At 68.3% G+C, this 18,599-nt stretch carries 22 protein-coding genes and 2 pseudogenes; 8 read left to right on the plus strand and 16 right to left on the minus strand.

Annotated features, from left to right (window positions below):
- Window positions 1-319: 319 nt before the first annotated feature.
- The gene (locus ASG32_RS23565; RefSeq protein WP_056531337.1) at window positions 320-760 is read left to right on the plus strand and encodes a hypothetical protein; all 441 of its coding nucleotides are present in this window, start codon (window positions 320-322) and stop codon (window positions 758-760) included.
- Between the two features lie 82 nt (window positions 761-842).
- Window positions 843-1,331 (plus strand): DUF302 domain-containing protein, encoded by a 489-nt coding sequence (locus ASG32_RS23570; protein WP_056531339.1) that lies wholly within the window; start codon window positions 843-845, stop codon window positions 1,329-1,331.
- 257 nt (window positions 1,332-1,588) lie between these two features.
- On the opposite strand, the gene ASG32_RS23575 is transcribed toward ASG32_RS23570, so the two are convergent.
- The 9 genes from ASG32_RS23575 to ASG32_RS23615 form a co-directional block, all read right to left on the minus strand.
- Window positions 1,589-2,275: a zinc metallopeptidase gene (locus tag ASG32_RS23575; protein ID WP_056531341.1), complete on the minus strand. Its 687-nt coding sequence runs from the start codon at window positions 2,273-2,275 to the stop codon at window positions 1,589-1,591.
- Between the two features lie 175 nt (window positions 2,276-2,450).
- Window positions 2,451-3,203 carry a sulfur oxidation c-type cytochrome SoxA gene (soxA, locus tag ASG32_RS23580; RefSeq protein WP_244492152.1) on the minus strand — a complete coding sequence of 251 codons (753 nt, stop codon included), beginning with the start codon at window positions 3,201-3,203 and terminating at the stop codon, window positions 2,451-2,453.
- A gap of 48 nt (window positions 3,204-3,251) precedes the next feature.
- The gene (locus ASG32_RS23585) at window positions 3,252-3,572 is read right to left on the minus strand and encodes a thiosulfate oxidation carrier complex protein SoxZ (protein WP_020095601.1); all 321 of its coding nucleotides are present in this window, start codon (window positions 3,570-3,572) and stop codon (window positions 3,252-3,254) included.
- A 5-nt stretch (window positions 3,573-3,577) separates the two neighbouring features.
- On the minus strand, window positions 3,578-4,030 hold the full coding sequence (locus ASG32_RS23590; protein ID WP_056531344.1) for a SoxY-related AACIE arm protein: 453 nt from the start codon (window positions 4,028-4,030) through the stop codon (window positions 3,578-3,580).
- Window positions 4,031-4,059: 29 nt separating this feature from the next.
- Window positions 4,060-4,506, minus strand: coding sequence for a sulfur oxidation c-type cytochrome SoxX (gene soxX / locus ASG32_RS23595; RefSeq protein WP_244492154.1), 447 nt, complete (start codon window positions 4,504-4,506; stop codon window positions 4,060-4,062).
- A gap of 20 nt (window positions 4,507-4,526) precedes the next feature.
- A complete protein-coding gene (locus ASG32_RS23600; RefSeq protein ID WP_199866154.1) occupies window positions 4,527-5,786 on the minus strand; it encodes an NAD(P)/FAD-dependent oxidoreductase in 1,260 nt (419 codons plus the stop codon).
- Window positions 5,786-6,079 (minus strand): hypothetical protein, encoded by a 294-nt coding sequence (locus ASG32_RS23605; protein WP_056531349.1) that lies wholly within the window; start codon window positions 6,077-6,079, stop codon window positions 5,786-5,788. The genes ASG32_RS23600 and ASG32_RS23605 overlap by 1 nt, the downstream gene beginning before the upstream one ends.
- Window positions 6,076-8,271, minus strand: a complete 2,196-nt coding sequence (locus tag ASG32_RS23610) for a molybdopterin cofactor-binding domain-containing protein (RefSeq protein WP_056531351.1) — start codon at window positions 8,269-8,271, stop codon at window positions 6,076-6,078. Before ASG32_RS23610 ends, ASG32_RS23605 begins: the two co-directional genes overlap by 4 nt.
- 14 nt (window positions 8,272-8,285) lie before the next feature.
- Window positions 8,286-8,747: a (2Fe-2S)-binding protein gene (locus ASG32_RS23615; protein WP_020095607.1), complete on the minus strand. Its 462-nt coding sequence runs from the start codon at window positions 8,745-8,747 to the stop codon at window positions 8,286-8,288.
- A gap of 232 nt (window positions 8,748-8,979) precedes the next feature.
- Here ASG32_RS23615 and ASG32_RS34110 point away from each other — a divergent pair, with 232 nt between their 5' ends.
- The gene (locus ASG32_RS34110; protein ID WP_157862048.1) at window positions 8,980-9,183 is read left to right on the plus strand and encodes a hypothetical protein; all 204 of its coding nucleotides are present in this window, start codon (window positions 8,980-8,982) and stop codon (window positions 9,181-9,183) included.
- A gap of 810 nt (window positions 9,184-9,993) precedes the next feature.
- Here the strand turns inward: ASG32_RS34110 and ASG32_RS34115 are convergent.
- Window positions 9,994-10,233 carry a hypothetical protein gene (locus ASG32_RS34115; RefSeq protein WP_157862049.1) on the minus strand — a complete coding sequence of 80 codons (240 nt, stop codon included), beginning with the start codon at window positions 10,231-10,233 and terminating at the stop codon, window positions 9,994-9,996.
- On the opposite strand from ASG32_RS34115, the gene ASG32_RS23620 reads away from it, so the two are divergent.
- Window positions 10,232-10,588, plus strand: coding sequence for a hypothetical protein (locus ASG32_RS23620; RefSeq protein ID WP_056531353.1), 357 nt, complete (start codon window positions 10,232-10,234; stop codon window positions 10,586-10,588). The genes ASG32_RS34115 and ASG32_RS23620 overlap by 2 nt on opposite strands.
- On the opposite strand, the gene ASG32_RS23625 is transcribed toward ASG32_RS23620, so the two are convergent.
- From ASG32_RS23625 to ASG32_RS34120, 6 genes are all read right to left on the minus strand, one after another.
- Entirely contained in the window at window positions 10,582-11,577 is a 996-nt protein-coding gene (locus ASG32_RS23625; RefSeq protein WP_056531355.1) for a lytic transglycosylase domain-containing protein, read from the minus strand. The two genes, ASG32_RS23620 and ASG32_RS23625, sit on opposite strands and share 7 nt — an antisense overlap.
- 6 nt (window positions 11,578-11,583) lie before the next feature.
- Entirely contained in the window at window positions 11,584-12,486 is a 903-nt protein-coding gene (locus ASG32_RS23630; RefSeq protein WP_082558030.1) for a CsgG/HfaB family protein, read from the minus strand.
- 122 nt (window positions 12,487-12,608) lie between these two features.
- On the minus strand, window positions 12,609-13,103 hold the full coding sequence (locus tag ASG32_RS23635) for a curli assembly protein CsgF (protein ID WP_056531359.1): 495 nt from the start codon (window positions 13,101-13,103) through the stop codon (window positions 12,609-12,611).
- A gap of 4 nt (window positions 13,104-13,107) precedes the next feature.
- Window positions 13,108-13,665 carry a hypothetical protein gene (locus ASG32_RS23640; protein WP_056531361.1) on the minus strand — a complete coding sequence of 186 codons (558 nt, stop codon included), beginning with the start codon at window positions 13,663-13,665 and terminating at the stop codon, window positions 13,108-13,110.
- Window positions 13,666-13,904: 239 nt separating this feature from the next.
- The gene (csgH, locus tag ASG32_RS23645) at window positions 13,905-14,225 is read right to left on the minus strand and encodes a curli-like amyloid fiber formation chaperone CsgH (RefSeq protein WP_157862050.1); all 321 of its coding nucleotides are present in this window, start codon (window positions 14,223-14,225) and stop codon (window positions 13,905-13,907) included.
- Between the two features lie 120 nt (window positions 14,226-14,345).
- Entirely contained in the window at window positions 14,346-15,263 is a 918-nt protein-coding gene (locus ASG32_RS34120) for a hypothetical protein (protein ID WP_157862051.1), read from the minus strand.
- Window positions 15,264-15,772: 509 nt separating this feature from the next.
- On the opposite strand from ASG32_RS34120, the gene ASG32_RS23650 reads away from it, so the two are divergent.
- The 4 genes and pseudogenes from ASG32_RS23650 to ASG32_RS32870 all read left to right on the plus strand — a co-directional run bounded on the left by ASG32_RS23650 (window position 15,773) and on the right by ASG32_RS32870 (window position 18,302).
- Window positions 15,773-16,462, plus strand: coding sequence for a hypothetical protein (locus tag ASG32_RS23650; RefSeq protein WP_082558031.1), 690 nt, complete (start codon window positions 15,773-15,775; stop codon window positions 16,460-16,462).
- 29 nt (window positions 16,463-16,491) lie between these two features.
- On the plus strand, window positions 16,492-16,827 hold the full coding sequence (locus tag ASG32_RS23655) for a hypothetical protein (protein ID WP_020096501.1): 336 nt from the start codon (window positions 16,492-16,494) through the stop codon (window positions 16,825-16,827).
- A 3-nt stretch (window positions 16,828-16,830) separates the two neighbouring features.
- Window positions 16,831-17,271, plus strand: a pseudogene (locus ASG32_RS32865) (transposase); the annotation flags it as partial.
- A gap of 91 nt (window positions 17,272-17,362) precedes the next feature.
- A pseudogene (locus tag ASG32_RS32870) lies at window positions 17,363-18,302 on the plus strand (IS630 family transposase).
- Window positions 18,303-18,599: the final 297 nt, after the last annotated feature.

Consider the following 18,599-nt stretch of genomic DNA (forward strand, 5'->3'; position numbering starts at 1 on the left):
GAGTGGGTCATGGCCAAGGCGCAGTTCGCCGTCATCTTCGGCGAGCGCTTCACCCGGGCCATGGCGGCCTGATGTTCAACCCGCCGCCCGCACACGGAATTCCTGACAGTCCCCGACCGGACAATGCGGCATCCGACCGAGCGAGACCAACAGGCTTCCGAGCTGCATCGGCCACGCCATCGCGGCCGTCGAAACCGAACCATCATTTACGGCGTAGATACTGGGTATCAATCGCATCTGTTTGATGAATGCGCCTCCCGGCAGCATCTCCTCCTCATCGAAAGACGGGCCACCCCGTCACACCGAGAGGATCGAGAAGATGACCCACCCTACTATCACCCTCACCGCCGCCCTGACGATGACCGTGGCGTCCCTCCTGCCGGCCGCCGCGTCGGAGGTGACCCTCGACACCGCCGCGCACGGCGCCTTCTCCGTCCCCGCCGTCATCGGCGCGGCCCACCATACGCCGGGTCTCGCGCTGAGCGCCGCCGACGTCCGTGCGCAGGGTGGTCTCCTCGTACCGGCCCTCACGCGCTGGCAGGAGGCTCGGCCGGCCATCGCCTCCGTCGAGCCCTTCAAGGCGCCCGCCACCATCACCGTGGCCTATCGCAGCCGAGACGTCGCGACGCATGCCGCGCAGGTCCTCAAGCAGGGGGGCTTCGCGACCGCGGGCGTCGTCCGGTGGCTGCCCGACGCGCCTGTTGCGGTCGAGGCCAACACGAAGACGGTCAAGCTCGGGTCGCTTGAGGCCATGAACTGAGCGAGCACTCGGACAGGCCGAGGACGAGCAGTCGAGGCCCGCCCGGCGAGCCGCCCGCTGCATGAAGTCAGGAGATCAGATCATGTCCGACCACTTCGCGTCGACCGAAATCGCGGTCGAGCACGTCACCCTTTCCTCGGCCAAGCATTTCGAGGCGGTCCGATCCGCCTTGGAGGCTTCGGTGCCCGTCATCGACCTCGATGACGCCACGCTCCTGAAGGCCGGACGAGTGGACGAGGCGCGCGACCTCCTCGAACGGCAGGCGCCGCTCTCGATCTTCGGCTCCCGAGACCATGGCGACGTGCTGCGCACCGCCGGGTTGAGCCGCAAGGCCGTCCAGTACGACATCGGCAACCCGCTGACGGCCGCGTCGATGACCCGGCACGCCGTTTCTGCCGCCTTGTACGCGCCGATCCGGGTGCTTCTGCGTGAGGATTCCGAGGGTGGCGTCGCCTTCGAGTACGACCGCCCGGTCAGCACCTTCGGCCAGTTCGAGAATCCGCAGGTCGACCGCGTCGCTGGCGAACTCGATGAACTGCTTCGGAGCACGCTCGCCGCGGCCGCCGCGTGAGGTGAGGCGCTCGAGAACGCCGCGGATCGGGGCCGAGTGTCTCCGTTCCGCGGGGCGCGCCGTGACGCGGCAGCTCTGTTCCACGCGCGGTTCCGACGCTTGTTCGGCTTCACGGCAGCTTCGGCCGCGACCAGACCGTCTCAAAGCCACCCCTCCGAGACGTTCGAGCGGTCGTTCGGTGGTGACAGAGGCTGGCTGATCGAAGGCAACCCGCTCGCGGCCGAGCAGAGCAGGAACGGACGCGCGTTTGATACGTCTCAGAACCGGAGGAATCGCCGGAAGCGGGCGATGTTCACGAGCGACACGAGGGACGAGGCCACGTAGGTGAGGGCTGCGGCGCGCAGTACGGTGCGGGCGCCACGCATGTCGTCAGCGTCGAGGAAGCGGCCCGTTTCCAGGATGGGCAGAGCCCGGCGGTAGCTCGCATCGAGCTCGACGGGCAGCGTCAAGAGGTGAAACACGAGGCGAACGCTGAGGAGCGCGATGCCGAACCCGACCTGCAGGGTGAGCAGGGCGGGGGATTTGATGACGGCGAGCATGATGGGCGCGGTCATCATCACCAAGCCTGCGGCAAGCTCGAAGCCCTGCACGACCGGCGCGAAGGTCACCCGCGCCGCGAGCAGCCGGTCCCCCGCCGCGTGCTGGAGCGCGTGGGAGACCTCATGTGCCGCCACCGCGACCGCCGTGATGGAGCGGCCCTCATGGTTCTCCGGCGACAGGCGCACGACGTTCGCGACCGGATCGTAGTGGTCGGCCTGCGCGATCTCGACGGGAACGTGCTCGAGCCGTGCCAGGTCGAGCAGATGGCGGGCAAGCTCGCCGCCGGTCCCGGGCAGGTCCGGCCTCTCGGTGGCGTGTTGCCGCATCACCCGGCGCACCCACCATTGGGGGCCGAACACGAGACCGAACAGCAGGGCGGCGCCGAGCGCCAGGAGGATCGGCATACCGGGTATGTAGGCGCGGGGCCGAATCCGTGGAAGCGCGGCGCTGGCTCGACCGCTGGAGCCACAGTTGTGGATCGACTGGTGGCTGAGGCGTTCGCGCTTCGGCCGTCCGGCGGGTCACCGCGGCGGTCGACGAGGTGCGCGCGGCGTCGAGCGGTGGCCAGTCCGAGCTCGATCAGGGGCGCACGGCCGGCGTCTCCAGCGGCAGCGGCGCGGCGCGCGTCGCGAGGTAGAGTTCGAGCGCAACATAGTCCGGCGCGCCGTACCCGAAGGGCTCGGCGCGCATGCCGGTGAGGCAGTTGCGCAGGCGCCGTTGCAGCGAGCCGAGACCTTGCCATTCGAGGCGGTAGAGCGGGTAGCCAGTCGGGTGTCCCTGCGGGATCATCGCTGCGCCGAGGCGGTGACCCCGATGGTCGTCGTGGCAGATGGCGCAGGACAGGCCGAGCTGGCCCTGGCGCGTCTCGAACAGCGCGCGACCCGCCGCCCGCGCGGGCTCGAGCCGGGGATCGTCCGGCGGAGCGATCGGCAGCCCGCGGGACTGCGCGGCGACGAAGGCCGTGAGCGCCAGCAGGTCGGGGCTCTCGTAGGCGAGGGCCTCGGCGCCCTGATGCTCGCGGCGGCACGCGTTGACGCGAGACTGGAGGTCGATGGGCCTGCCCGTCCGCGCGTCCCAAGCGGGATAGCGTGCCGCGACGCCCCGCATCGTGGACGAGGCCTCGCCGTGGCAGCCGGCGCAGGCGAGTCCCTCGGAGATGGGCGCCTTCGCCCAGAGGTCCTCCCCGTCCGCGACCGCGAGCATGCCGGGATTGGCCCCGTCGTCCCGCTGCATCGCCTGGATCTCGGGGCTCATCTGGTCGAAGCCCGAGCGTCGCTCGGCCGGCGGGACCGGCTCCGACCGCGCGAGAGGGCTGGTGAGGAGCAGGGCCACGAGCGCCGTCCGCAGCAGGGAGCCCGAGCGGCGCGGCACGGCGGAGACTCAGGCCACGGTGATCGCCGCGGATTCGGTCTGATCGAAGCCGCCATCGCCGCGCCACGTGAAGCTGAAGCGGCCGCTGCGCGTCGCGACCCAGGTGAAGGTCAGGTAGGGGTTGGCCGCCGAAGCGGGAAACAGCTCGGCCCGGAAGATCTCCTCGTCCTCGAAGCGGCAGACGAAGTCCGTCACGATGTTGCGTGGCAGGATCCGGCCGTCGGCACCGGGGCGGAAGCCCGTCTCCATCGGGTGCGAGATCAGGGTCCTGATCGTGATCGTGTCGCCGGGCTCGGCGGTCTTCGGCAGGTTGATCAGCGTGCGGGCCATCGGGGTCAGCCCTCCAGGCAGGCGGCGAGGGTCACGATGGCATCGGCGCTCGCCGACCAGTAGGTCCCGTCGCTCATCTCGGCGATGGCGGTGATGCGCTGCGTGTCGGCGAGCCGGATGCGTGTCGAGACCTGCGCGCGGCCGGCGCCCGGCCGCAGGTGGACCGTCACGACGTTCGGCTGCGGGTTCCTCTCGTTGAACACCCCGATCCGGCGCACGTGATCCTCGGGCGTCATCGCGCTCTCGACGGCGACGGTGAGCGGCACCGTGTTGCCGTTCTCCACGAGCGGCGGCAGGTCGAGGGTCACCCGGCCCGGTCGGATCGGGTTGTCACCCGCGAAGCGACGGATGGCGGATTCCGTCGTTTCCGTGCGCGGGAGCGTCGCCGCGGCGGCGGGGCGCAGCGCGACGGCGAGCGCGGTGCCGACCGCCCCGGCGAGGACGCCGCGCCGGTCCATCGAACGCGCGCTCCGTCTCCTGTGCCTGCTCATCGACCTTCCTCGGGACCCGCCTCGCGCAGCGTCGCCAGGAAGGCGACGACATCCTCGATCTCGGCCGCGCTCAGGATCGGCCGCCCCTGCCACGGCCGCCCCACGCGGGTGAGCCCTGTCAGGCTATAGTACGGTGGCATGATCGTCTCCGGGTTCAAGACCCGTCCGTCCACCAGCCGCAGGCGCAGCTGCCCCGAGCCCAGCCGCCCGCCGACGCCCGCGAGATCCGGGGCGAGGTTGCCCTGGAACCGCTCCTCCGGGAAGGGCCCGGTATGGCAGAGAAGGCAGAGCCCGCGGGTCCGGTCCACGACGATGGCCCGGCCGCGCGCGGCATCGCCCGGCGCGCCGGTCAGGCTCTCGGGGATGGCGTCGCCGACGATCGCGGTGGGGACCAGGCCCTCCCCGACCTGCGCCGGCGGGGCGGCGACTGCCAGCACGAGCATGGCGGCCACGCGGCCTTCCCTCATCCGAACACGTCCCGGGTGATCGTCCGGTACCAGCTCTCGCCGTAGGCCGCCTCCTGCGCGCGCACCGCGTCGGGCGCGTCGAGGGGACTGATGCCGCCGGCTCCCGGAACGTCCGCCAGGAGGCCGTCGGTCGGGCGGAAGACGCCCGCGATCGAGATGCCGTTGCCCGGTGCGACGAGGCTCCAGCAGGTGTTGATGAGCCTCGGGCTCTCGGGCTCCCGTCCGGCCATCAGGTCGATCACCGCCTGCGCGCAGACTTTGGCCTGCGCGTTCGCCGAGAAGGCGGATTTCGGCATCGCCCCTGCGATCGCCGCGTCGCCGATGACATGGATGCCCGGCACGAGGCGCGATTCGAAGGTCACCGGATCGATCGGGCACCAGCCGCTGCGGTCGGCGCAGCCGGCCTGCGCCGCGATGGGGCCGGCGCGCTGGGGCGGGATGATGCACGCCACATCGGCCTTGTACTCGGCGAAGTCCGTGCGAACGACCATCGCGGCGGCGTCGACTTCCGTGACCGCACCGCCCGAGGCGAGCGGCACGTATTCGAGCACGTCCGGGTACAGCTTCGCCCAGGCCGCCTCGAACAGCTTCTGCTTCGAGAACGTGTCCTTGGCGTCGAGCAGGACGAGCTTCGCCCTCGGCTTCCGGGTCTTCAGGAAATGCGCGATCAGGCTCGCGCGCTCGTAGGGGCCGGGCGGGCAGCGATACGGGTTGGCGGGTGCCGAGAGGACCACCGTGCCGCCCTCCGGCATGGCCTCGAGCTGGCGGGCGAGGAGCACCGTCTGCGCCCCGGCCTTCCAGGCATGGGGCATCGCCTCGGCGGCCTTCGCGTCGTAGCCGGGCACGGCGTCGAAGCGCAGCGCGATGCCCGGCGAGAGCACCAGGCGGTCGTAGGGCAGGACTGTGCCGTCGCCGAGCGTCACCCGGCGCGCCACAGGGTCGACCGCATCCGCCGTTCCGCGCACGAAGCGGAGCCGAGCCCGGCCGAGGGCCTCGTAGCCGAAGGTCTGGGCCTCAATCCCGCGCAGGCCAACGACGACCGCGTTGCTGCCCGTGCAGGCGACATAGCGCTCGGCCGCCTCGACCAGGGTCACGTCGACGCCGCCCGCGGCGAGGCAGCGCGCCGCCGTGGCACCCCCGAACCCGGCGCCCACGACCACGACGCGCGGCGCTGTGCCACCGAGGGCCGGGCGCGCCAGCGCGGCGGCCGCGGCTCCGCCGATCAGGGCGCGGCGGGTCGGAGAAGGAGCGCGCATCACCGCGATCCCTGCGCCGCGAACCAGGCGGCGATGGCCTGGCTCTCCTGCGCGCCGAAGCCCTTGGCGATGCGGTTCATGAGCGTCGCCGGGCGCGCGCCGGTCCGGAAGGCCTCGAGGGCGCCGACGATCTCGGCTTCCGGCCGCCCCGCGAGCACGCCCATTGCGGAGCCCTCGGCGTGGCATCCGGTGCAGGACGAGGCGCCGGGCGGCGGCCGCATCTCGGCGGCGCACGCGCCCGTTCCGCCGGCGAGGGCGGCGAGCAGCGCGAGCGCCGGCGTCATCGCCCTCATGCCCGGCGGAGATCCGTGTCCTTCAGCGGAAGCTGGCGGACGCGCTTGCCGGTCGCAGCGAAGATCGCGTTGAGCACGGCCGGCGCGGCGACCGCGATCGTCGGCTCGCCGACGCCGCCCCAGAAACCGCCGGACGGCATCAGGATGGCCTCGACCGCCGGCATCGCGTCCATCCGCATCACGGGATAGCTGTCGAAGTTCGTCTGCTCGATGCGCCCGTCCTTCACCGTGCAGGCGCCGTACAGCGCGGCCGAGAGACCGTAGACGAAGGAGCCCGCCACCTGCGCGTCGATCTGCTGCGGGTTGACCGCGTGGCCGGGGTCGGTCGCCGCCACGATACGGTGGATCTTCAGCTCGCCCCGGTCGGAGACCGAGACCTCGGCCGCGCCCGCGACGTAGCTGCCGAACCCCATCGTCTGGCAGATGCCGCGGTAGACCCCCTCGGGCGGCTTGCTGGCCCATCCGATCCGCTCGGCCACCGCCTGCAGCACGGCCCGATGCTTCGGGTGGTTGTCCATCAGCTTCAGCCGGAAGGCGAGCGGATCCTGGCCGGCGGCGTGGGCCAGCTCGTCCATGAAGCATTCGAGATAGATGGCGTTCGGGTTCAGGTTCACGCCCCGCCAGAAGCCCGGCAGGATGTGCGGGTTGCGCATCGCGTGATCGACCAGGATGTTGGGGATCGTGTAGCCGATCGCGGCCTCCGGACCTCCGGGGTTGAGACCCTGGAAGGTGACCGGGTCGCGGCCCTCGACCATGCGCTGGGGGGCGACCGAGGCCAGGATCGACTGGCCGGAGATGCGCATGTGCAGGCCGGTCAGGTTGCCGTCTCCGTCGAGGGCGGCGCGCATCCGGCACTGCGTGACCGGGTGGTACCGGCCATGCGTCATGTCCTCCTCGCGGGTCCAGATCAGCTTGACCGGCGTGCCCGGCATCTCCCGCGCGATGAGCACCGCCTGACGCACCCAATCGTGCGTGGCGCCGCGCCGGCCGAAGCCGCCGCCGAGATGGATCTTGTAGACCTCGCACGATGTGGCCGGCAGCCCGGCGGCGTCGGCGGTCGCGGCCAGAGCCGCCTCGCCGTTCTGCGTCGGCGTCCAGACCTCGCAGCGCTCCGGCGTCCAGAGCGCGGTGGCATTCATCGGCTCCATCGTGGCGTGATTCTGGAACGGTACGCCGTAGACGGCCTCCACCACCTTGGCGGCGCCCTTGAGGGCGCCGGCCACATCGCCGGCCTTGTTGCCGACGAAGGCCTGCTCGGCGTCGAGTCCCTCGCGCAGGGTCGCCGCGATGGTCTCGCTGGAAACCGTCGCGTTCGGGCCATTGTCCCAGACGACCGGGAGGGCGTCGAGGGCGATCTTGGCGCGCCAGAACGTGTCGGCCACCACCGCGACCGCGCTGTCGCCGACCTGGAGCACTCTTCGGACACCGGGCATGCCCGACACAGCGGCGGCGTCGAAGCTCCTCACGGTGCCGCCGGTCACCGGACAATCGCGGATCGCGGCGTTGAGCAGGCCGGGCAGCTTGAGATCGATCCCGTAGACCTGGCTGCCGTCGAGCTTGGGCAGGGTGTCGAGCCGCTTCAGCGGCTTGCCGGCGATGGTCCAGTCCTTCGGATCCTTGAGCACCACGTCCTTCGGCGGCTCGATCCTGGCCGCCTCCGCGGCGACGGCGCCGTAAGTGATGCTGCGGCCGGAGGGACCGTGGGTGATCACGCCCCGCTCGACGCGGCACTCGGCGGCGGGTACGCCCCAGCCCTTCGCGGCGGCGGCAACGAGCATCGTGCGGGCGGCGGCGCCGCCTCTTCGCACGTACTCGTGAGAATCGCGCACGCCGCGGCTGCCGCCGGTCGAGTAATCACCCCAGACGCGCTTGCGGGCGAGGTTCTGGCCCGGGCTCGGATACTCGGTGGTGACCCTGGCCCAGTCGCAGTCGAGCTCCTCGGCGACGAGTTGCGCGAGGCCGGTGAGCGTGCCCTGGCCCATCTCTGAACGGGCGATGCGAATGACCACGGTCTCGTCCGGCTTCACCACGACCCAGGCATTGACCTCCGGCGCGGTCGGCGCCGCGTCGAGGGTTGCAGCCCGTGCGGGGAACGGGATGTGGAAGCCGAGGGTGAAGAGACCGGCGCCGGCGAGCAGCGTGCGGCGGCTGGGGCGGGCAGCCTTCGGGGAGGCCTTGGATTCGAGGCTCATCTGCTCGTCCCCCGTCAGCCGGACTGGCCGCGCTCGGCGGCGATCTTGATGCCGGCGAGCACACGGTTGTAGGTGCCGCAGCGGCAGATGTTGGTGATCTCCTGGCGGATCTGCTCCTCGCTCGGACGCGCGTTCTGCGCCAGCAGCGCCGCCGACGCCATGATCATCCCGGGCTGGCAGAAGCCGCATTGCGGCACGTCGAGCTCGGCCCAGGCTTGCTGGACCGGATGGCGGGCATCCGGGGCTAGCCCCTCGATCGTGACGATCTTCTGCCCCGCCTCGATCGCCGAGAGCGGCACGGAGCAGGAGCGGACGGCCGCCCCGTCGATATGCACGGTGCAGGCGCCGCATTGGGCGATGCCGCAGCCGTACTTGGTGCCGGTCAAACCGATCTGCTCGCGGATGACCCAGAGGAGCGGGGTGTCGGCCTCGGCATCGACCTCACGCACGACGCCGTTGACGTTCAGTCGTGCCATCTGACCCCTCTCCCGAACGAGATTATGTATCCAGTATCCCCAAAGCGGGGTAGGCCTCAAGGGAGGGCGTCAGCGACCGTCGGCAGCAGCCATCCGGCGCTCAGACAGGTCGACGTCTGCAACCCGAATGCGCCAAGGCTCTCGGAGCCAAAAGCGTGACCTCTCCTGCCATCGAACCGGCTTCCCGCAGATCCCGGCCGCCGTCAGCTGGATCGGAACCGAGCACCGAGCCGTGGCCGCTGGCCTGACGCTGCTCTCCGAGCGGATCGACGCGCATCCTCCCAGCCACACGCCTCTGCTCGACACCTTCAACGATGCTTCGCGTACATCTGAAGACCATCATCCACCGCGAGACGATGTCCGCTTCTGGGATACCGGCGCTGATCGCCGAATGGCCGTGACGAGCGCGAAGCCGAATGCCCGGTTTTGCGAGTGACAGTTATCTGTTGAGGCGAAATCTGGCCGAAAGCCGCCGGTCCGCTTCCGGGAAGGAGCACCAGAAAAGGCGGACGGCCTTATATCTACCCCGATCAGACACAACAGTTTACCATCCGGTGAGCCGAAAGCGGGCAACCTCTCACCGCTTCGCTCTGGTGCCGTCGTGCACGTCTCCACAGTGCATCAGCGTGGACGTGGCCGCCCCCGTTCCACCTACCTGTTCTGCAAGTCGGATGGATCGCGGGTGGATGACCTGAAGAAGGCGTTCGGAGGAGCCTGCCGCGGGGTGGGATCGAGTACTTCCGCTTCCATGACCTGCGGCACAGCTTCGCCAGTTGGTTCGTGTAGGACGGTGGGGATCTCTACGGCCTCAGCCGGATCCTAGGCCATGCCAAGCATCAAATGACGGCGCGATGCGGTCATCTGTGGACCGAGGATTTGCACGAGGAGCTTGAGCGTGTGGCCGAACGGCTGTCACGCAAAGGGTAACAGGAACTCCGGACGAAAGCTGACGGATCGTCGGTGATAGTAGTGTAAGACTATCCGGGATGATGGGCCAAGCCGTTGATCTACAAAGGTCTAAAATCATCCGAGATAATCGGTAGGAATGGCGCGCCATTCCTCGTCACTCCGAGCTGTTCCGGACGTACAGATCCTTCTCCTTGGGTCCGTACGGTCGCCGCGCTTAACCGCTCGGGTCAACATCGGTTCCGTTCTATCTGCGCCGGCGTAACGGCCGAGGGCTCCGTCATCAGCGGGGCGCACCAGTCGTTCACCCTCCGGCTGTCAGCCCATTCCGAACTCGCGCTCAGGGCAGCGCGATCGAGGGCGCTCTGCACATATGCCGGCGATGCACCGAGCAGGATGAGACGGCATCGGCCGGGCGCAGATCGTCGGCAGAAACCTCGAAATTTGATTTGATGCGCGGTTCTATGGCGGAAATCAGCAGTTCGGAACTGGTTGATCGAGCCATTGTTCTGTTAGGTGTCAATGAATGTGGGTTCGGGCCGGTGCGGCGCCTCGCCTGCACGCCCGCGAGGTTCGTCATGCCGGGATCGAGATTGAGGGTGGTCGTGCTCGGCGTCGCATCCTTCTGGTGCGCCACGGGCGTCCTGGCACAAGGTGCCCCCGTCCCGAACGTCAACGACTGTACCTTCATCCGCGATCCGACGGCGCTCCGCGATTGCATCGAGCTCTACGAAGGCCAGCGCCTCGCACCCGGCCCGCGGCCCGCGGCCTTCCAGCAGCCGCCCGTGATCGACCAATCCCTGCTCGACGCGGCGGGCCCGATCCCGGCGACCGGCGTGTCCCGGCGCGGGAAGCGGCGCAAGCTTCGGCAGAGTCGCCGGCCGGCCACGCCGGCCCAGGCCGTCCAGGTCGAGCAGCTGGCGCCGCCTCAGTAGACCGCCTGGACCAGACAGGTGCGTCCCTGGCCGTTCAGGACCGCACAGAGGGCCTGCTCGGATCGCGGTTGCTGCGACTGAGCCGACAGGCGCCTAGCCCCCCGCTTGGCTGACCGGTCGCTCGCAGCCGCCATGCTGCGCGTGACCGGTCGCGCCTCGAACACGGGCGAAGGGCGCGCCGTCGGATCGGCGGCCCAGCCCGCGACCGGGCCGAAACCGCGAGGGTTCGAGAAGAGCGACGGGGCGCTCAGGAAGGACCGGCCGCTCTCCGCCGCCCATTCCTCGACGGTGCGGCCGGTGATCCGGACCACGTAGTCGCGCGTCTCGGTGGGCATGCCCGAGCGACCCTCGAGCCAACTGCGCACCCGCTGCGGCCCGGCATTGTAGGCCGCCGCGGCCAATCCGAGATTGCCGAAGCGCACCCTGTGTTCCCGCAGCAGCTCGGCTGATTTCGGGATTGCCTCCAGCGGATCGAACGGGTTGCGCAGGCCGCGCTCCGCGGCGGTTCCCGGCATGAACTGGGCGATGCCGAGCGCCCCCACTGGGCTCACGGCGTTGGGATTGAGGCCGCTCTCCTGGCGCAGCAGGCGCAGGAAGAAGTCGCCGGGCAGGCCGTTGGCGGCGGCCGCGGCGGTGATCAGGGCGTGCATCCCGTCCCCGGCCTGCGGGAACAGCAGGGCGGTCGCCTCGATCTGCCGGAACGCGCCGCGGCCCAGAATCATCAGGTCGGCGTTCACCGGCGCGATGATCGGTGACGCCGGTCCGTCCGCGTGCCCGTCCGGCAGTCCGAGCGGCGGCGGCGCCGCGATCGGCGCGAAGGGCGTGAGGGCGGCGACCTCCGGGACCGCCGGGCTCCGGGCCGTGCTGGAGGCTCGCGAGGCGATCACCGGCGTCAGGGCGCCGGACACGACGAGGCAGAAGGCCAGCGTGCCTCGCACGCCCCTCCGGCGGCGGCCGAACATGTGCGTCGGTGCGACGGGCAGGCTCATGGCCGATCAGGACTTCACCACCAGCGGGCCCGCCGCCACCGTCGGTCCCGGAACCTCAAGGGGCGTCGGCCGATCGCGAGCGAGATACTCGTCGACGAGACGGGTGCCGAGCACCGGGTCGCGGAAACGCCACAGCTTCTTGCGGCTGCCCTCAATGATCGTCGCGTAGACGGCGAGGTCGATCGCCTCGCGCACTGCCATCTGGGTCGGCTCGTTCCGGGTCACGCCCGCCTCGACCTGGAGCAGCTTGGCCACCGCGACGTAGCGGTAGGCGTTGGCGTTGAGGGCGACCGAGTAGATCGTCTTCGTCACCGTGACGCTGTTGAGCACCTCGCCGCTCTGCACGGAGACGATGCGCATCGCCACCGTCACCTCGTCGCGCCGGTACTTGGTGTCGCCGCCGATACCCAGGAGGTTGGCGCCGGCGCCGCCCGTGACCGTGTTGGCGTCGTAGCCGATGATGCCGCCCTCGACGATCAGGCCCGCGAAGCGGATCGGCGGCAGCGGCTTCGCGTCCGTGCCCTCGAATTCCTGGCGGGTCGCCCGGATCAGCTGCCGCTCCTGCAGCAGGTTGGCGAGGCCGGTGCGCTCGACCACCGAGAACCATTGGCCCCGCCCGGCGCGCCGCAGCGCGTCGACCACGAAGGCGCCGCCGCCCTGGGTGACGGCGCGGGAATACTCGGCGATGTTGTCGTTCGGCTTATTCTGGCCGGTCAGGTCCGGGAAATTGTAGATCGCGATGTCGATCTTGCGGGTCGGCGGCGGCAGCGTCTCGAGATTGAGATCGGTGGGGGAAGGCGGCGTGACCACGGGCGCCTGCGCGAGCAGCTCGCGCTCCCACGGGGCGCAGGCGGCCAAGCCCGCGCAGAGCAGCGCGGCGGCGGCCAAGCTCTTCAGAATGCTACGCACGGGCCACCCCGTCTCCGTTCCGCTTCGGCGCTCCGGCCTCCCGCGCGCCCGCCGGGGCGGGCGACGAGAGGCCGGAGCCGGCTCCGCCTTCGATGCTCGACAATCATCGCTGCGCGCCGCGCTCAGGGCGCGCCCAAGAGCGGTGTCGCGCCACTCGAGCCGCCCACGGCCGCGGTCGCAGGGACGACGATGGTGGTGGTCGACTGGCCGTCGAAGATCTGGAGCTGGATATTGCCGCCCAGGCGCTGGAAGGTCACCTGCGATCCGCCGAAGCTGTAGCTACCGCTCTGCTGGGCGTTCTCGCCGAAGAGCGCCTGGGTGATCTGGTTGGCCAGCGAGCTGTAGATCTGCGTCTGCAATTGCTGGGCGAAGATCTGGCCCGGAGTCTTGGTGTTGGCGGCGCTCTGATTGGCCGAGAACAGCTGCTGGTCGCGCTGGGCCGACCGCTGCGCGTCGTTCTGGGCCGCAGCCTGGGCCTGCAGCCAGGAGCCGTTCAGCGGACTTCCTCCGAAGGACGGGTTGACCGGCTGATAGACGAGGCTGCCCGCCTGGGCGCCCACAACGGCGAGGAGAGCGCAGCCGCAGACGAGCGGCCCGAGCAGACGGGACTGGCGCATGGGACTACCTCTGGGTGACCGAGACGCTGGGGCCGTTGCCGACCCGCGTGATGCTGATCGGCGTCGGGTTGATGCCCTGCTGCTGCGCCGAGATGGCGTTGTTGTCGCCGCGGACCGTGATGGTCGCCGCCGCGCCGCTGCCGTCCTGCTGGGTCCCGATCGTGTTAGACTGGCCGAAGACCGATACGGTCGACTGGTTGTAGGATCCGGCCTGCTGCTGGGTCACCGTGTTGCGCGAGCCGATCACGTTCTGGATCGCCACGTTCGCGTAGCCCGACATGTCGATCGTGCCCGTATTGCCCGATCCGATCTGCAGGGCCCGGGACTGGTTGGCCTGCGGCGACTGGGGCGGGCCGCTCGGATTGAGCAGCAGGATGCCGGACTGGTTGCCGAGGATGTAATCGCTCTCCTGGATCCCCCGCCCCGGAGCGCCGGCGGCGCGCTGGGCGGCCGCCTGGATCTGCTCGATCGCGACGCGGTCCTGCGCCGTCGCTGAGCCGGCTACGAGCGCGACAACGACCAGCGCTCGACCTGCAGCGCGACTGCGATGCGTACGGCACATTGTCTGCCTCCCCAATCCCTTTTCACCTACCTTAAATCAGTGATCCGCATCTCTGTACAGTATCGACGCTTATCCACACGTGACTACATCTTTTATGTGGTGAATCGGACACACGGATAGAGGGTAGAGAATCGGATCGGCTGCCTGTTGGATAAGGCTATGTCAATGGAAACGCGAGCGCTTGCCCATCACAAAATAACGCAGCTTGACCTGCCCTTAACGAGGCTTGGAGCGGCGTGTCACAAGTCATGCGTAGTGTCGTATGAGCAGCTGATCTTGCGGCCGCCCACCTGCACGGAGGCGTCGACGATTAGCTGGCCACCCGGCCGTATGCTGATTGTCAACTCGCCGACCTCACGGGCGCCGCTGTCGGCGAGCTCGAAGTTGCCGCTTTGCTGCATCGTGGCCTTGCCAGCTGGGTCGGCCTTGCGGACGACGAGGCTGTAGCGGCCCGCGGTTCCGTAGGGCGCCTCAATGCGAAGGGCCACGCGAGCGACGTCTTGCGCGCGAGCTTCGATCACGCGGCAGAGCACGGGTGGATCAACAGCAAAGTTGGGCATGATCGGCACGAAACCCGGTTTGGATCTGTCACCTCAAGCCAGCGGATAGAAGGGGCGCACCCAACGGGTGAGCCCCTCTGCAATACTCGAAAATGCAACCAGATATAGGTGCGCGACGTGCTAACGCTGCCTGATGGTCATGCTGTTGCCGTTGCCGATCTGGATGGCCCCGGCATTGGCGGAGCCGTTCGTCTGGCTCACAGAGGCGTAGTTGCCATTACCATTCTGATAAGTGAAGGCGCCAACTCCCGTGCCAGACTGATTGGTGACGGCGTTGTTGTTGTAGCCAACCTGAAGTACTGAAGCGAAATTTGTGTCGCCCGACTGCCCAATAGTGGCATTATTATTGCCGCCAATTTGAGAAATAAGAGCAAATTCGTTGCTGTTACTCTGATTAATAGCTCCGTAGTTGCTGCCGCCCTCCTGCGCAATGATTGCGTACGTATTGGAGGCGCCGTTGTATTGATTGATGGCGGCGCTGTTGTTGTTGCCTCCGAACTGGAAGATACCAGCGTAAGTATCCTTCGAGCCATCTTGCGCAAAAATTGTAGCGCTGTTGCCGTTTCCGACCTGTTGGAACTGGGCCTTGCCGTTCGAGCCGTTCTGATTTGAGCTTACGTTGTTATTGTACCCATTCTGGAACGACCCCGCGTCGAATGCGACGGCATTCGGAACATTGCTGACATTGGATTTTTTGGTAATGACCGAGTTGTTGGAGCCGTCCTGCTTGATGTCGAGATAGTTTCCGCCACCGTTTTGCAGAACGCTGTAAACGCCATCGGCAAGGCTGTTGGCGCCCGTGAGGTTGCTGCCGCTCGTGGTCAGGTCGATCGAATTGGGAAGCTGGCCGGCCTTGTTGTTGAGGCCGCCCTGCTCCACGTTGGCGCTGTTGCTGCCTTGCTGAAGGATGATGGCCTCGTTCGTATTCGCGCCCACGCTGAGCGTCGGGGTCGGCGAGATTGACTGCGCCGAGGCACCGGTCGCGAAGGCGGTCAGGCTAGCGACGGCGACGGAAGCCAGAATAACTGATTTCAACATAGATACACTCCCTCTTGTATTTTGTGTGCTCTTTTGAACACAATCTATGCCATCGCAGTCGCTCTGTCTTCGCGGCGCTTTAACGGCTTGTTAAGCGTATCCATAAGCCGAAGACGAGTGTCAAGCTCCGGTCGAGACAAAAAATACAATTGTCGGAATTTCTCATTAGGTCTCAGACGACAAAGCCGTGACGTGATCTGTCAAACGACGCGGAGAAAACTGAAATTTCTCAATCATTTAAGACGGCGCGTTAACGATCTCAGGAGTCGGTGCCCCGGATCGGATTAGGCAGTTTTCGCCATCCGATTCGCGGGTCGCTATATGCGTGTTAAATTGGACACATCAGTTATCGCCGAAAGTGGTATTCTATTGAGCAAGCAAGACCGTTTTGAATGGTCGTCTGCGGCGCGATTCCTTGGGCGTGAGCCCGCGGATTCAAGGGCGACGGAGCGGTCGATGTCTGCGCAAGGCGGAAACCGTCTGCGCCGTGTGTTGATTGGGAGGCTACGATGAGGCAGCGCGGGCCATCGCGCGTGCAGATCCTGCTCGCCGCCGCGACCGTATGGTCGGCCGGGATCCTGTCGGCCGGGGCACAATCTGCGGCGGCTCCCACGCCGCCGCAACCGGCACCGGTCCAGCCGGCACCCGCGCAGGCCGCGCCGATGCAGGCCAACACTGCCAATCCCGGGACGGGGCAGCCCGCCCCCGCCGCTCCGGGCTGCGACGCCACCTGCGTGCGCGCCAACAACGAGCTCGCCTCGCAAATCTGCGCGCCGCGGATCGAGGCGCAGGCGCCGACGGATTTCGAGTGGGTCTCCCGGCCCTTCGCCAAGATCTTCCAGCAGGCTGAGGCGCCCGAGGGCGGCGCCACCGTGGTCCGCTACCGCGGCGACTCGATCCGCTTCCTCAGTCCCGCCAAGGAGTGGGTGCGGGTGACCTACGAGTGCGGGTTCGACGCGGCCAAGCGGTCGGTCGAGTACGTGCGGGTGCGGCTCGGCCGGCTCGACAAGGCGGACGCGCCCGCGCAGCCGGCGCAGCAGGGCCGGGCCAGCGCGCTGGCGCCGCAGCCGGTGTCGCCCCAGGCGCAGCAGCAGGCCGCCCGCACCGGGACAGCCGCCCCGCGCAAGCTGCTGCCGTCGGAGCCAAGCGAGATCGAGGTCCGACAGGTCAATCCGCGGATCCGGCAGGCGCAGCCATGAGCCCCGGGCCGCTAACGCGGGGACGCGCGGTGCGAACCGCCTTCGGCGCGCTCGCGCTCCTCGCGGCGGGCGCGACGGCGGCCCCCGCCCAGCCAAGCCCGCTCTCGGTGAACGACTGCACGTTGTTGCCCGATCCCGGCGCCTTGCGGCGCTGCCTCGATCAGGCGGAGGGGCGCGTCGTCACGCCGCTGCAGCCGGTCGCGAACCCGGCCTTGATCGACCGCCCCGAACAGCCGGCGCAGTCCGTGCGCGGCGCGCCCGCCGCGAAGCCCGCGACCGCGCCACCGGGCGATTTCCTCAGCAACCGCGGGCCATCCCTGCGCAGTGCCCAGCCGTCCTCCCGAAACGTCATCGAGCTCGAGTGAGGCGCGCTGGAGCGGTTGAGCCACATCGTCTTGCGAGCTGTTCCGGGACGACCTCGCCCGTGCCGTGCCGCGCTCGGACGAGTCGAAGGGCGGTCGCCCACCGTTCGACCTCGTGTTCATGTTCAAGGTGCTGGTCTTTCGGGCCAGCCACTCGCTGTCGGACGAGCGTGACCCAAGATCCTGATCAAGGGTCGGTTCTCGTTCATGCGCTTCCTAGGGCCGGGGCTGTCCGATCCGGTGCCGGACGCCAACACGATCTGGACCTTCCGGGCGGCGCTTACCCGGGCCGAGATCGCGGGTCGGCCTGCGATCGAGGTGCTGTTCGCGGCCTACGATACGGCCCTGCGGCAAGCCGGTGTCATGGCGTTGGGCGGGCAGATTATCGACGCCACGGTGGTGGCCGCCTCCAAGCAGCGCAACACTGAAGCCGAGGAGGCGGAGCTAGAGCGTTTTCGGTCTGAGCTGCATCGGGTGTGTGGGGTTCACGCGGCGGTGTGACGCTGATTCATGACGAGCTCCAGACAAGGAGCGAGACATGGGCCGACCCTCCAGCCAGGACCTCGGCGAACGCATCGTCGACGCGGCCGGGACGACGTAGCGTCGACAGGCGGCCGCGCTTCGGGGTCGGCGTGGCCACGGCGATCCGCTGGATGGCTGCACTGACGACGACCGGGACGGTGGCTCCCCGTCCCCGGGGCGGGCGCGCCGCTCCAAGCTCGACCCGCACGAGGCCTACCTGCGAGGTCTGATCCCCGAGAGGACCGACATCACCCTGGAGGAGATGCGCGCTCGCCTGAAGGACGAGCGCGACCTCACGGTCGGGCTCGGCACTCTGTGGGCCTTCCTCGATGCGCGCGGCTTGACCTACAAAAATGACAGCCCACGCCGCGGGGCAGGACCGCCTGGACGTGAAGGCGGCCCGCGAGGCGTGGGTTCGAGGGCCAGCCCGACCTCGACCCCGCCCGCGTCGTGTTCCTCGACGAGACCTCGACCTCGACCAACATGGCGGGAACCCGCGGACGCTGCCCGCGCGGCGAGCGGCTGCGCTCTCCGGTGCCGCACGACCATTGGAAGACCACGACCTTCGTCGCGGGCCTGCGCCTGTCCGGGATCGCCGCGCCGTTCGTGCTAGACGGACCGATCAACCGCGACGCCTTCCAGACTTACGTCGCGCGTGTGCTCGTGCCCGAACTCGCCCTCGGAGACGTCGTCGTCATGGACAACCTCGGCGGCCACAAGAGGCCGGCCGGCCGCGCAGCGATCGAAGCGGCGGGCGTACGGCTGCTGTTCCTGCCGCCCTACTGCCGGACTTCAACCCGATCGAGATGGCCTTCTCCAAGCTCAAGGCGTTCCTGCGCAAGGCGGCTGAGCGCACGGTCGAAGGACTATGGGTCGCCATCGGCTGGCTCATCGACACCATCACGCCCGATGAATGCGCCAATTTATTCGCTGCTATGGGATATAATTCAGATTAAATCGAAACGCTCTAGATGATACTAGGCCTTCTCATCAAAATATTTGGGTCATTTGCCTTGCTTCTCCTAAATGGAGCCGAATGTCCGCTCTCACTTTTCCCAAGCCTCGAAGCGGACGACCTGTTTACGGCCAGCTTTTGCTCGACCCCGTACGTCCGCTCTTTTATTCTCTGCACCCGAAAGCGGAAGGACAGGAAACCTGAAGAGTTTCGGTCGCCGCGAGGCGTACGAAAGTCTTGGATGAACGAACCCGCGGGATGGCGGGCGGGCCTATGGGGATTTGGGCTGGGCGTCGCC

It is taken from the genome of Methylobacterium sp. Leaf361 (assembly GCF_001424445.1).
Lineage (GTDB): Bacteria > Pseudomonadota > Alphaproteobacteria > Rhizobiales > Beijerinckiaceae > Methylobacterium.